The organism is Mesorhizobium sp. WSM4816 (genome assembly GCF_055811535.1).
In genome coordinates, this window is sequence record NZ_JBVVQR010000021.1 from 17,537 (window position 1) to 30,103 (window position 12,567).

10 protein-coding genes and 1 pseudogene are annotated in these 12,567 nt (G+C 63.1%); 7 read left to right on the forward strand and 4 right to left on the reverse strand.

Features of this window, described 5'->3' with window-relative positions; all coding sequences use genetic code 11:
• Window positions 1-61 precede the first annotated feature (61 nt).
• Entirely contained in the window at window positions 62-1,261 is a 1,200-nt protein-coding gene (locus tag AC0L3H_RS20965; RefSeq protein WP_473586756.1) for an IS256 family transposase, read from the reverse strand.
• A 281-nt stretch (window positions 1,262-1,542) separates the two neighbouring features.
• Window positions 1,543-4,509 carry a DNA polymerase I gene (polA, locus tag AC0L3H_RS20970; RefSeq protein WP_473586757.1) on the reverse strand — a complete coding sequence of 989 codons (2,967 nt, stop codon included), beginning with the start codon at window positions 4,507-4,509 and terminating at the stop codon, window positions 1,543-1,545.
• A 404-nt stretch (window positions 4,510-4,913) separates the two neighbouring features.
• On the opposite strand from polA, the gene AC0L3H_RS20975 reads away from it, so the two are divergent.
• From AC0L3H_RS20975 to AC0L3H_RS21005, 7 genes are all read left to right on the forward strand, one after another.
• Window positions 4,914-6,299 carry a M20/M25/M40 family metallo-hydrolase gene (locus AC0L3H_RS20975; protein ID WP_473586758.1) on the forward strand — a complete coding sequence of 462 codons (1,386 nt, stop codon included), beginning with the start codon at window positions 4,914-4,916 and terminating at the stop codon, window positions 6,297-6,299.
• Window positions 6,300-6,410: 111 nt separating this feature from the next.
• Window positions 6,411-7,031, forward strand: a complete 621-nt coding sequence (locus tag AC0L3H_RS20980; protein ID WP_128184720.1) for a ribonuclease D — start codon at window positions 6,411-6,413, stop codon at window positions 7,029-7,031.
• Between the two features lie 51 nt (window positions 7,032-7,082).
• Complete coding sequence (locus tag AC0L3H_RS20985) at window positions 7,083-7,331, forward strand: hypothetical protein (protein WP_473586759.1); 249 nt, start codon at window positions 7,083-7,085, stop codon at window positions 7,329-7,331.
• A gap of 105 nt (window positions 7,332-7,436) precedes the next feature.
• The gene (locus AC0L3H_RS20990) at window positions 7,437-7,691 is read left to right on the forward strand and encodes a GlsB/YeaQ/YmgE family stress response membrane protein (protein WP_023797416.1); all 255 of its coding nucleotides are present in this window, start codon (window positions 7,437-7,439) and stop codon (window positions 7,689-7,691) included.
• A gap of 27 nt (window positions 7,692-7,718) precedes the next feature.
• Complete coding sequence (locus AC0L3H_RS20995) at window positions 7,719-7,865, forward strand: hypothetical protein (RefSeq protein WP_027153083.1); 147 nt, start codon at window positions 7,719-7,721, stop codon at window positions 7,863-7,865.
• A 336-nt stretch (window positions 7,866-8,201) separates the two neighbouring features.
• On the forward strand, window positions 8,202-10,454 hold the full coding sequence (locus tag AC0L3H_RS21000; RefSeq protein WP_473586760.1) for a transglycosylase domain-containing protein: 2,253 nt from the start codon (window positions 8,202-8,204) through the stop codon (window positions 10,452-10,454).
• 56 nt (window positions 10,455-10,510) lie between these two features.
• The gene (locus AC0L3H_RS21005) at window positions 10,511-11,263 is read left to right on the forward strand and encodes an SDR family NAD(P)-dependent oxidoreductase (protein ID WP_065010150.1); all 753 of its coding nucleotides are present in this window, start codon (window positions 10,511-10,513) and stop codon (window positions 11,261-11,263) included.
• Window positions 11,264-11,327: 64 nt separating this feature from the next.
• Here the strand turns inward: AC0L3H_RS21005 and AC0L3H_RS21010 are convergent.
• Together AC0L3H_RS21010 and AC0L3H_RS21015 are read right to left on the reverse strand one after the other, a co-directional pair.
• Window positions 11,328-11,687: pseudogene (locus AC0L3H_RS21010) on the reverse strand (NAD-binding protein); the annotation flags it as partial.
• A gap of 42 nt (window positions 11,688-11,729) precedes the next feature.
• Window positions 11,730-12,179 (reverse strand): baeRF12 domain-containing protein, encoded by a 450-nt coding sequence (locus tag AC0L3H_RS21015; protein WP_473586802.1) that lies wholly within the window; start codon window positions 12,177-12,179, stop codon window positions 11,730-11,732.
• Window positions 12,180-12,567: the final 388 nt, after the last annotated feature.

Here is a 12,567-nt window from a genome sequence, read left to right on the forward strand (position 1 = left end):
GTTGGCGTGTCCGCCGCGCAGCCCCGTGTTTAGCGGAGCGGCAGACATGGCGGGCCGCGTCTCAGGCGGCCAGTGCCCTCAGGTTCTCCTTCTTGTGCTCGCGCAGATGATCCATGTTGAGGTAGCGGGTCGCCTCGAGCCAGTTCTCGTGGATCTCCACCGCCAATGCCCGAACCAGCCGCAAACAGCTCTGCGGGTTGGGGAAGATGCGAACGACCAGGGTGCGCCGCTTGATCTCCTGGTTCAGCCGCTCCAGCATGTTCGTCGACTTCATGTGCTTGTGATGCGGCAGCGGCAGCCGGTAGAAGCTCAGCGTCTCCTCGATGTTGTTCTCCACCCAATCCACCAGCTTCGGGTATTTGGCCTGCCATTTGGCGATCCACTGCGCCAGGTCGCGCTTGACCTCGGCTAGGTCGCGCCGGTCATAGAACCATCTGAGCTCCATCAGGCAGTCGTCATCGACCTTGCGCGGCACATAATCGAGCGCGTTCCTGAGGAAGTGCACGTAACAGCGCTGCCAGACTGCCTCGGGCAGGACTTCGCGGATCGCTGCCCTGAGCCCCGGATGGTCGTCGGAGACGACGAACTCGACGCCGGCGAGCCCGCGCTGCTTGAGCCCTGCCACGAACGCGCGCCAGCTCGAATGGCTTTCCCGGTTGGCCAGTTCGACACCGAGCACCTGGCGCCGGCCCTCCCAGTCGACGCCGATCGCCACCAGCACCGCCTGGCTGGCGATCACGCCGGCCTCGCGCGCCCGCTCATAGCGCGCATCCAGAATGAGGTACGGGTAAGGTTCGGCAAGCCGCTGCTCAAAGAACGCCTGCAGGGCTTCATCCAGCCGCGCCGTCGCCTGGCTTACCGTCGAGGCCGAGAAGGAATGGCCGCACAGCTCCTCGGTGATCGCCTTGACCTTCCGGGTCGACACACCTTGCACGTACATCTCGACCAGCGCCGACACCAACGCCTTCTCCGAGCGCTGATAACGCTCAAACAACTCCGTCGAGAACCGGCCGGCCCGATCTTGCGGAACCCGAAGCTCCAGCACGCCAACCCGCGTCACAAGCTTGCGTTCGTAATAGCCGGACCGGTAACCAACCCGCTCCGTCGTCCGCTCGCCTTTCTCGGCCCCGATCGCCTCCGTCATCTCGGCTTCCAAAGCCTCCTGCACGACAGTCTGCAAAACTCTGCGGAAGCCGTCCTCATCCGACAACAGCAACGCTTTCAACTCGCCTCTGCTCAGTCTAACGTCTCGCTTGGTCATGGCACTTACCCTTCCACGGGAATCGGTGATCGCAACGTCACCAGCGTGCCATGGCCGCCCCTCGCCTCAGAGTAAGGGCTGTTCTCTCTCCAAAGCTTTTTGCAGAACCTTCAGGACACTATCATCCCGGCTTTTCGCCAATCTCCAACGGAACAAGATGTTGCAGCGCCGAAGCTGCCAATCTCCCCCCCCTCGTGGGGGAGATGTCCGGCAGGACAGAGGGGGGCCGCGAAGGATCGCTACAGATTGCAACTGGTCGGCCGCGGACATCCACATGAAGCCTAATGCGCCTCTTCCCAATTGTCGGCGGCGCGGGCGTCGACGTGCAGCGGCACCGACATCGACACCGCCGGCATCGCGGCGTTCTCCATCACATGACGCACGACGGGGATCGTCGCCTCGACCTCCGCTTCGGCCGTCTCGAAGACCAGTTCGTCATGCACTTGCAGCAGCATGCGGGCGGACAGCTTCGCCTTTTCCAGCGCTTCGTCCATGCGGATCATGGCGCGGCGGATGATGTCGGCCGCGGTGCCCTGCAGCCGGGCGTTGATCGAGGCGCGCTCGTTGAAGGCACGGACCGACGGGTTTGACGACCGTATCTCCGGGTAGTGGATGCGGCGGCCGAAGATCGTTTCGACATAGCCGTATTCGCGGGCATAGGCCTTGGTCGCGTCGATATAATCGCGGATGCCGGGGAAGCGTTCGAAGTATTTCTTGATGTAGGCGCCGGCCTCTTCGCGCGGGATCGACAGCTGGTTGGCCAGGCCAAAGGCGGAAATGCCGTAGATGATGCCAAAATTGATCGCCTTGGCGCGGCGGCGTACCTCCGAGGGCATGCCCTCGACCGGCACGTTGAACATCTCCGAGGCGGTGATGGCGTGGATGTCGGCGCCGTCGGCAAACGCCTGCTTGAGCTGCGGGATCTCGGCGACATGGGCGAGCACGCGCAGCTCGATCTGGCTGTAGTCGGCGGAAACCAGCTTGTTGCCCTTGTCGGCGATGAACGCCGTCCGGATCTTTCGCCCCTCGACGGTGCGTACCGGAATGTTCTGCAAATTGGGATCGGAGGAAGACAGCCGGCCCGTCGTCGTTGCGGCAAGCGCGTATGAGGTGTGGACGCGCTTCGTATCGGGATGGACGAAACCGGGCAGCGCATCGGTATAGGTCGATTTCAATTTGGTCAGCTGGCGCCAGTCGACGATCTTGCGCGGCAGCTCGTGGCCCTCTGCGGCGAGGTCTTCCAGGAGCTGCGCCGAGGTCGACCATTGGCCGGTCTTGGTCTTGGAGCCGCCGGGCAGGCCCATCCTGCCGAACAGGATATCGCCGAGCTGTTTTGGCGAGCCGATATTGATGCGCTCACCGACGAGCTGGTAGATCTCGTCCTCCAGCCGCGCGGCGCCCTGTGCCAATTCGCCGGAGAGCCGCGACAGGATCTGCCGGTCGACGGAGATGCCGCGCTGCTCCATCCTTGCCAGAACCGGCACCAGCGGCCGTTCCAGCCGCTCGTAGACCGAGACGAGGCCCTTGGCGGCAAGCCGCGGCTTCAGCACCCGCCAGAGCCTGAGCGTCACATCGGCGTGCTCCGCGGCATAGGCCGTTGCCTTGTCGATGTCGACCTGGTCGAAGCCGACGAAGCTTCTTCCAGAGCCAGCCAGTTCCTTGAGGGCAATGGTCGAGTGGCCGAGCCACTTTTCCGACAGAGCCGCCATGCTGTGGCCGCCGGACGTGCCTGCGTCGAGCACGTAGGAAATCAGCATGGTGTCGTCGAAGGGGGCGATATCGATGCCATGGCGGCTCATGACGACGATGTCGTATTTCAGCTCCTGAACGATCTTGAGAACCGACCTGTCCTCCAGCAACGGCTTCAGGATGGCAAGCGCCTCACGGATCGGAACCTGGTTTTCGACCACTCCGCCGCCGAGCAGGTCGCCATTGCCGCGTTTGTGGGCGAGCGGCACATAGGCGGCGCGACCGGGCGCAGTGGCTATGGACAGGCCGATCAACTCGGCCTGCATCGGATCGGCTGAATTGGTCTCGGTGTCGAAGCCGACGATGCCGGCCTCCATCGCCACGGACACCCATGCCTTCAACACTTCAGTGTCGCGGATGGAGACGTAGGCGCTGGTGTCGATCTTGCTGGCGGTGGCGTCCTCGAAGCGAAGCGCCGAGAGAAGCGATGGGGTGTCGCCTTGCTTGGGTTCCACCTTGACGGTGGCCGGCACCGCTTCCCCGGCTTCGTCTGTCACTGTGCCCGCCGCGCTTTCGGCGGCGCCCGGCACGCCAAACCCCATATCGGGACCATGCGCGGTGTCGGCGCGCTCGATAATGACGGGAACGGGTTTGACGTCAGCCGCTTCTGTTCCGGTTGCTTCCGCCACGCGGCGGGTCAGCGAGGAGAATTCCATCGTCTTGAGGAAGCCGATCAGCCTTGGTCCGTCGGGCGGGTGCAACACGAAATCATCGAGCCCGCCGTTCAACGGCACGTCGTTCTTCAGCGTCACCAGTTCACGCGAGATGCGCGCCTTGTCGGCATTGGCGATGATCGATTCGCGGCGCTTGTCCTGCTTGATCTCGGCGGCACGGGCGAGCAGCGTATCGAGATCGCCGAACTGTTCCAGCAATTGCGCCGCCGTCTTCGGCCCGATGCCGGGCACGCCCGGCACATTGTCGACCGAATCGCCGGTCAGCGCCTGCAGGTCGATCATTTTTTCCGGCGGCACGCCCCATTTCTCGATCACCTCGGGAACGCCGATCTGGCGGTCCTTCATCGGGTCGTACATGGCGACCGAAGGGCCGACCAGCTGCATCAGATCCTTGTCGGAGGAGATGATGGTGGTGTCGGCGCCGGCTTCGCAGGCAAGCCGGCAATAGGTGGCGATCAGGTCGTCGGCCTCGTAGCCTTCCGTCTCGAGGCAGGGCAGGTTGAAGGCCCTGGTCGCCTGGCGGATCAGGCCGAACTGCGGGATCAGATCTTCCGGCGGTGCCGAGCGGTTGGCCTTGTATTCGGGGTAGAGGTCGTTGCGGAAGGTCTTCGACGAATAGTCGAAGATGACGGCGAAATGCGTCGGCACGATGCCGACATCGGTGTTGCGGGCGTCCTGCGTCAGCTTCCACACCATGTTGCAGAAGCCGAGCACGGCACTGGTCGGCAGCCCATCGGATTTGCGGGTCAGTGGCGGTAGCGCGTGATAGGCACGGAAGATGTAGCCGGAGCCGTCGACAAGGAAGAGATGATCGCCTTTTTTCATGGGACGAAGGGATAGCGCGGCGCGGCGTCGTGGTCCATGCCAAAGGCGGCCTCAACCACCGGTTCCGGCAACATCCCTGACATGTCGATCCGATCACGGCTATGTTACGAAAGTGTAATCTTCGTGCCCTTGAATCGCCACGTTCGGAGACACAGATAAACGCCATCGGCATTTTTCGCCGAGGTCCGGAGTAAGGCCCGTCCCCCGCCTATCCCGGACACTTGCGGCAGCCTATCCCCCCTCTCCGGGCTGCCGCATCGTTTCGAGTAAAGGCCGCCGTGGTTCCCCCTCCACCACGGCGGCATTTTTTTGCCTTTCGGTGCCCGTGGTCCAACGACCGCCGGCTTTTCGTTTCTGCCTCGCAGCTTTAGGGTTGCCGCTCAGAATCGAAAGGCTTTATAAAAATGTCCAGAATTTCTCCCGTCCTCGACCGCCTCGACAAAAATCTCGACGAGAGCCTGGAGCGCCTGTTTGGCCTGCTCAGGATCAAGTCGATCTCCACCGATCCATCCTATGCCGCAGACTGCCGCAAGGCGGCAGAATGGCTGGTGGCCGAGCTCAGACTGATCGGCTTCGACGCCAGCGTGCGTGACACGCCAGGCCATCCGATGGTGGTGGCGCACCATGACGGGCCGGCGGGCGCGCCGCATGTCCTGTTCTATGGCCATTACGACGTGCAGCCGGTCGACCCGATCGAGCTTTGGGGAAGCGATCCGTTCGCGCCTTCGGTAAAGCAGATCGAGCCCGGCCGCCAGGTGATCGCGGGACGTGGTTCGGCCGACGACAAGGGGCAGTTAATGACCTTCGTCGAGGCTTGCCGCGCCTGGAAGCAGGTGCATGGCGGGCTGCCGTGCCGCATCACAATTCTGTTCGAGGGCGAGGAGGAGTCCGGCTCGCCATCGCTGAAGCCGTTCCTCGAGGCAAATGCGGCCGAACTCAAGGCCGACTTCGCGCTTGTCTGCGACACCGGCATGTGGGACCGCGAAACACCGTCCATCTGCGTCGCGCTGCGCGGGTTGGTGGGCGAGGAGATCACGGTGAAAGCCGCCGACCGCGACCTGCATTCCGGTCTCTACGGCGGTGCTGCCGCCAATCCGATTCGCATCCTGGCCAGGATCCTGGCCGACATCCACGACAAGGACGGCCGCGTCACCATTCCCGGTTTCTATGACGGTGTCGAGGAGACGCCTTCGCAGATCCTGAAGTCGTGGGAGGCGCTCGGCGAGACCGCTGAGACGTTCCTTGGGCCCGTCGGCCTGTCGATCCCTTCCGGCGAACGCGGCCGCTCGGTGCTCGAACTCACCTGGGCGCGGCCGACTGCCGAGTTCAACGGCATTATAGGTGGCTATACCGGCAAAGGGTTCAAGACGGTGATCGCGGCGGAAGCCTCGGCAAAAGTGTCCTTCCGCCTCGTCCACAAGCAGAACCCGGAAAAGATCCGCGCCGCTTTCCAGGCCTTCGTCAGGGAGCGCATCCCGGCCGACTGCTCAGTCGATTTCCACCCGCATGGCGGCTCGCCGGCGATCCAGCTTTCCTACGACTCGCCATTTCTCGCCAAGGCCAAGGACGCGCTGTCCGACGAATGGCCGAAGCCGGCGGTGACCACGGGAAGCGGCGGCTCGATCCCGGTGGTCGGCGATTTCCAGACTTATCTCGGCATCGAATCCTTGCTTGTCGGTTTCGGGCTCGACGATGACCGCATCCATTCGCCGAACGAGAAATACGAGATGAGTTCCTTCCACAAGGGCCAGCGCTCGTGGGCGCGCATTCTCGACGCGCTGACACGCTGAGAGGGCCAGGCTGCAACTTTCTGTTGATTTTTCATCGGATCGCGGCGAGGACGGGATAGAGCGACGCCGGGCCCAGTTGGACGCACGAATGGGCCGTGACCGGAGAAGACGATGAGCGATATCCGCTTCCACAAGAACGACCTGCCCGGGCTCTTGCACTACGACGTCGGGGCGGTCGCGATCGACACGGAGACGCTGGGGCTCAATCCGCATCGCGACCGGCTTTGCGTGGTGCAGATCTCGCCGGGCGACGGTTCCGCCGACGTCATCCAGATCGCGCCCGGCCAGAAGAAGGCGCCAAACCTCGTCAGCCTGCTCAGGAACCGCAGCATAACCAAGCTGTTCCATTTCGGCCGTTTCGATCTCGCCGTCCTCTACAACGCCTTCGGCGTCATGCCAGAGCCGGTGTTTTGCACCAAGATCGCCTCGCGGCTGACCCGAACCTACACCGACCGGCACGGGCTGAAGGACATTTGTTTTGAGCTTCTCGGCGTCAGCCTGTCGAAGGCGCAGCAATCGTCGGACTGGGCGGCGGAGACGCTGTCGCCCGAACAACTCGAATACGCAGCCTCCGACGTGCTTTACCTGCACCAGCTGCGCGATGTGCTGACGATGCGGCTGGCGCGCGACAACCGGAGCAAGGAGGCCGAGGCCTGCTTCCGCTTCCTGCCGACGCGTGCGAAACTCGACCTGATGGGCTGGGATGAGGCAGACATCTTCGCCCACAGCTAAGTGGAACCAGGTGTTCGCCTCGACGTTCTATCGATCGATGGAGGGGATGAAATGGCTGCCAGAAAACCAATCGAAACAGCACCCAGGGATGGCTCCAAGGTCACCGTCTACTGGAAGGACAGCGACGGGGTGATGAACGAATCCATCGCGCAGTACAGGTCGCTCGACCGGCTGAAAGCGGCCGGCGGCGACTGGGACGAGAACGACACCGGCTGGTGGGCCTATACGGACGGTCATACGCAAAGAAAGATCGAACCGATCAGCTGGCGGCCTGCATCCGGGGATGACGAAGGCGAATGACGCCGCTGGCGGCGCCGGTTTCTTTCCAATAGGTTGGACCTGTTGCAATCGGAGGTCGATTCGGAGCTTTCTGCTCCGCGACCATTCGCGCGGGAGGGATCTGCAATGGGTACTGAGAGCCTGCTTGTCTTCATCATCATCGGCGCCATTGCCGGCTGGCTCGCCGGCTTGATCGTCAAGGGTTTCGGCCTCGGCCTGATCGGCAATATCGTCGTCGGCATCGTCGGCGCCTTGATAGCCGGCTTGCTCTTCCCAAGGCTGGGATTCGCCATAGGCGGTGGCATACTTGCCTCCATTATCCACGCCACGATCGGCGCGGTGATTCTGCTCGTGCTGATCAAGCTGGTGAAGCAGGCCTGATCCTGCGAAGCACATCAAGGGCGCGCCATGAAACAGAACATGCTCTATCTCGTCATCGGCGCGCTCGTCGTCGTGGTCATCGCGCTCGGCATCTATGTCTATCGCGAGCAAACCAGGCCGGAGGGCGTGGAACTCAAGATCGACGACAAGGGAATATCGATCCAGCGGAATTGAGCGGCGTTGGGTTGGCGCGGCCAAGGTGCCGACGACCTTGCCACATCATATCCGCTATTTCAGCCCTTCCCCGAGGGTTCTCAGGTGATATCCCAGATCGACTTCAAAGCCAGTGAGGCTGTGCGAGCCGCGCTCTGACGGTCGAGCGGCAGTGCTCGCATACGACTTAACCCGCCCTTAAATCGCCGCATCTACTCTGCACCCCGAACGCCATGGAGCAACGTTCGGCCGTTCGGACGCGCGCTCTAAGACTTTGAAGCTTCGCATCGGCTTTTCCGAAAATCGATACCGATTTTCAGGCCGATGCGACAGGCATCGGGACAGACAGCACAGCGCATGGCGAACCGCAGAGACAGCCGCATCGAACCGAGCTTCGAGGGACCGCCGCGGGCGAAATCCTCGGCCGGTTTTTCGGTGAGCGAGGAGGATCGCGTCGTGCCGAGCAACCGCAACACCTCTGCAAAGCGCCAATCGGCCAGGACAAAAGCGTCGCGTCGCGGGCGCGGCAAAAGCCGGCGCGGCCTGTTCGGCGTGCTCGGCCGGCTGGCCTACTGGTGCTTCGTGCTGGCCATCTGGGGCGGCATCGCCGCCGCCGGCATCGTCGTCTATTACGGCGCGAAAATGCCGGCGGCCACCACCTGGGCCATCCCCGACCGCGCGCCCAATATCAGGATCGTCTCGGTCGACGGAAAACTGCTCGCCAATCGCGGCATGAGCGGCGGCGAAGCCGTCGGCCTGCATGAAATGTCGACCTATATTCCCGAGGCCGTCATCGCCATCGAAGATCGCCGCTTCTATTCGCATTTGGGCATCGACCCGATCGGTCTGTCCAGAGCCATGGTGGCCAACGTTGTCGGCGGGCGTTTTTCGCAGGGCGGCTCGACGCTGACCCAGCAATTGGCGAAAAACCTGTTCCTGACACCCGATCGCACGCTGGAACGCAAGGTGCAGGAAGTGCTTCTGGCGCTGTGGCTCGAGCACAAGCACACCAAGGACCAGATCCTCGAAATGTATCTCAACCGGGTCTATTTCGGCTCCGGCGCCTATGGTGTCGAGGCGGCCTCGCGCCGCTATTTCGGCAAGAGCGCGCGCGACGTCACGCTGCCCGAAGCCGCACTTCTCGCCGGCCTGTTGAAAGCGCCGTCGCGACTGTCTCCGGCGCGTGACCCGAAGGCCGCCGAGCGGCGCTCGCAGCTTGTTCTCGTCGCCATGCGCGACGAAGGCAAGATCAGCGCCAAGGAACTGACCACGGCGATGAGCGCGCCGGCGTCGCGGGTGGCATCCTACTGGACGGGCTCGGAAAACTACGTCGCCGACGCCATCGTGGAAGAACTGCCCGACCTGATCGGCGACGTGCGCGGCGACATCATCGTCGACACCACCGTCGACCTGACGCTGCAGAAGCTCGCCGAACAATCAATCCGCCGGCTGATCGAGGGCAGCGGCAAGAAGCTCAATGCCAGCCAGGGCGTGCTGGTGTCGATCGACAATTCCGGCGCGGTACGCGCCATGGTCGGCGGCTATGATTATTCGACCAGCCAGTTCGACCGTGCCTCCGAGGCACGCCGTCAGCCCGGCTCGGCGTTCAAGCCCTTTGTTTACATGGCGGCGCTGGAAGCCGGCCGCACGCCCGACAGCGTGCGCAATGACGCGCCGATCAAAATTGGCAAATGGACGCCCACCAATTACGGCGGCAAGTATTTCGGCAAGGTGACGCTGGCGACGGCGCTGGCGAAGTCACTGAACTCGGTGGCCGCCCAGCTGACCATGGAAGTCGGGCCTGACGCGGTCGTCGAGGCGGCGCATCGCATGGGTGTCGAGTCCGACCTCACGGCCAACACCTCGATCGCGCTAGGCACGTCCGAAGTGACACCGCTGGAACTGACGTCGGCCTATGTCCCCTTCGCCAATGGCGGCTACCGGCCGGATGTCCATTTCATCCGCCGCGTGACGACAGCCGGCGGCAAGGTGCTCTACGACAACAATGGCGGCGCCCCGCGCGTCATCAAGCCCGAGATCGTCGGCATGATGAACTCTATGATGATGGGCACCGTTGAAATCGGCACTGCCAGGAAGGCGGCCTTTGCCTGGCCGGCCGCCGGCAAGACCGGCACCAGCCAGAATTCGCGCGACGCCTGGTTCATCGGCTATACCGCCAATCTCACCACCGGAGTCTGGTTCGGCAATGACGATGGCGGTCCGATGAAGAAGGTCACCGGCGGCGCGCTGCCGGCGCAGGCCTGGCATGAGTTCATGGTCGCCGCGCACGAAGGCGTGCCGGTGCGGCCGCTGCCCGGGACATGGCGGTCGACGCCTGCCGATATGATCGTGCAGGACGAATTACCGCCCAACACGGCGCAACCGGCGCCGGTGCCGTCCGCTTCGGTTGGCCAATCCGCGCCGTCCGCCCAAAAAGCGTCGCCGCCTCGCGCCGTGCGTCCCGCCGAAACGGTCGATGCCGGCGGCTTCGGCATGCCGGGCGGTGGCGGCACCACCGCATCGATCAAGCGCCCGGTGCCGCCCGCCGATGTCGGCGGCCCGGTCAAGAAGCGGCAGACGTCGATCCTCGACATCCTCACCGGCGGCTGACCCCCTCGTCATCGCTGCCGTGTTCCGCTACATCTGCGGTTTAAGAGAGATCGTGAATGGCCGAGACCGACACCAGAAAGACCATCGTGCTGACCGGCGCCAGCCGCGGCATCGGCCACGCCACGGTCAAGCGCTTTTCGCGCGAAGGCTGGCGCGTCATCACCTGCTCGCGCCAGGCCTTTGCCGACGACTGCCCGTGGCCGGCCGGTCCGGAGGACCATATCAAAGTCGATCTCGCCGACCAGGAGGATGTCGGCATCGCGATCTCGGAGATCCGCCATCGGCTGGAGGCGCATGGCGGCCAACTGCATGCGCTGGTCAACAATGCCGGTATCTCGCCGAAGCTCAAGGACGGCAACAGCCGCATGAATTCGATCGACACGCCGATGCATGTCTGGCGCGACGTGTTCCAGGTGAATTTCTTTGCGCCGATCATGCTGGCGCGGGGATTGTTCAGGGAATTGGCGTCGGCCAAAGGCTCGATCGTCAACGTCACGTCCATCGCCGGCACTCGCGTGCATCCCTTCGCCGGCACCGCTTATGCGACGTCGAAGGCGGCGCTCGGCTCGCTGACGCGCGAAATGGCGCATGATTTCGGCCCGCACGGCATCCGCGTCAACGCCATCGCACCCGGCGAGATCGACACCGCGATCCTGTCACCGGGCACGGAAAAGATCGTCGAGACGATTCCGCTACGGCGGCTGGGCACCACTGCGGAAGTCGCCGACATCATCTTCTTCCTGTGCTCGCAGCAGGCATCCTATGTGACGGGCTCGGAAATCCACATCAATGGCGGCCAGCACGTGTGAGCTTTTTCACCCTTACCCTCTCCAGTTCTTCACGGGGAGGGTAAGGGTGAGGGGCGGCGTAGGCTTAGGCTGCTGAAGGCGCTTTCGGTGCTGCCAAAACCTCTCCCACGATCCCGCGCGCGATCTCGCGCTCACCCATGATGACTGTGTCGGCTCCGAGCCCCTTGAGATGCTCGACCTCGGCATCGGAGTGGGCGCGGGCGATGACGTTGATCTTCGGGTTGGCGGCGCGGGCGCGCAGCACGATCTGTCCCGCCTCGAAGGCGTTGGGGATGGCTAGGATCAGCCGCTTCGCGCCCTCGGGATTGGCTTCGGCGAATACCTCGCTGCTCGCGGCGTTGCCGGACACGGTTTCGATGCCGTCGTCCCTGAGCTTGGCCAGCGTCTTGTCGGCATCCTCGATGACGAGGAAGGGCAGGGCGGCCTGGTTGCTGCTAAAAAGAGATGGCCTGCGCCTGATGCCCGATCAGGTGGCCTGCAGCAGGTTTTCGATGTCGACGATCGTGTGGTTGGTCAGCGTCTTGGGAATTTCCGCTGTGATTTTCTCGGCAACTTCCTTGTGCAGTTTTCGACGCATGTCACCCAGCACCTGCGGCGGTGCAATCAGCACCATCTCCTTGAAGGTGCCGCGGTGCGCGAGCTTGTACAGCCGCTCGGCAATTTCGTCGGCGAAACGCTCCTTGCCGAGGCGATGCCAGTCAGTGTCCTCGACTGCGCTGCGGTGGACGGATGGGCCGTCGCTGTAGCGGCCAGGGCGGTCCGAACCTTGCTCTCGCGTTGCCGGATTTTCCTGTTCCATCTCCTGCACGACCTGAAGGTCGGGATATTGGGTGTCGCCGCGGTTCTCAAGGAACAGTGCCTTCTCGCCGTCGGCGACCACGACCCACAGTCCGCGTTTCAGCTTGAGGTTGTTCACCGGAGCGCTCCTTTTTCTGTTTTTCATGGTTTTCCAGGCCCGTCTCTGGAGCCATTGCCGCAGCTGGACAGCCAGGCTCGGATTCGCACAGGCAAACGCGCGCCGAGGCAGGAATGTTCCGGTGACGACAAGCACGGCGAGCAAGCCAACCAACGGGGATGACGGTGCTCAGCGCATGTCGGCTTTAATCTACTAGATTGGTAGAAATTAGAAAAAAGTGTTTTGTAATATATCTCGCTTGTCGCTAGAACGGCCGCAGATCGAGGCTCGCAACAGCGGCTTGGATCCGCTCCACTCGTGGGTGTGGAATTTTTTTCTCCTGCCTCTGGTGCTTGCGGAAAAGCGATTGCTTCGCACGAAGCGATGCGCGAGTGCGTTCCTTCTGTTT

Bases quoted from the DNA above. Each gene is read 5' to 3' on its own strand.
- polA (WP_473586757.1), bottom strand. From the start codon at position 4,509: ATGAAAAAAGGCGATCATCTCTTCCTTGTCGACGGCTCCGGCTACATC.
- AC0L3H_RS20990 (WP_023797416.1), top strand. From the start codon at position 7,437: ATGGGTACTGAGAGCCTGCTTGTCTTCATCATCATCGGCGCCATTGCC.
- AC0L3H_RS20980 (WP_128184720.1), top strand. From the start codon at position 6,411: ATGAGCGATATCCGCTTCCACAAGAACGACCTGCCCGGGCTCTTGCAC.
- AC0L3H_RS21000 (WP_473586760.1), top strand. From the start codon at position 8,202: ATGGCGAACCGCAGAGACAGCCGCATCGAACCGAGCTTCGAGGGACCG.
- AC0L3H_RS20995 (WP_027153083.1), top strand. From the start codon at position 7,719: ATGAAACAGAACATGCTCTATCTCGTCATCGGCGCGCTCGTCGTCGTG.
- AC0L3H_RS20975 (WP_473586758.1), top strand. From the start codon at position 4,914: ATGTCCAGAATTTCTCCCGTCCTCGACCGCCTCGACAAAAATCTCGAC.
- AC0L3H_RS20965 (WP_473586756.1), bottom strand. From the start codon at position 1,261: ATGACCAAGCGAGACGTTAGACTGAGCAGAGGCGAGTTGAAAGCGTTG.
- AC0L3H_RS20985 (WP_473586759.1), top strand. From the start codon at position 7,083: ATGGCTGCCAGAAAACCAATCGAAACAGCACCCAGGGATGGCTCCAAG.
- AC0L3H_RS21005 (WP_065010150.1), top strand. From the start codon at position 10,511: ATGGCCGAGACCGACACCAGAAAGACCATCGTGCTGACCGGCGCCAGC.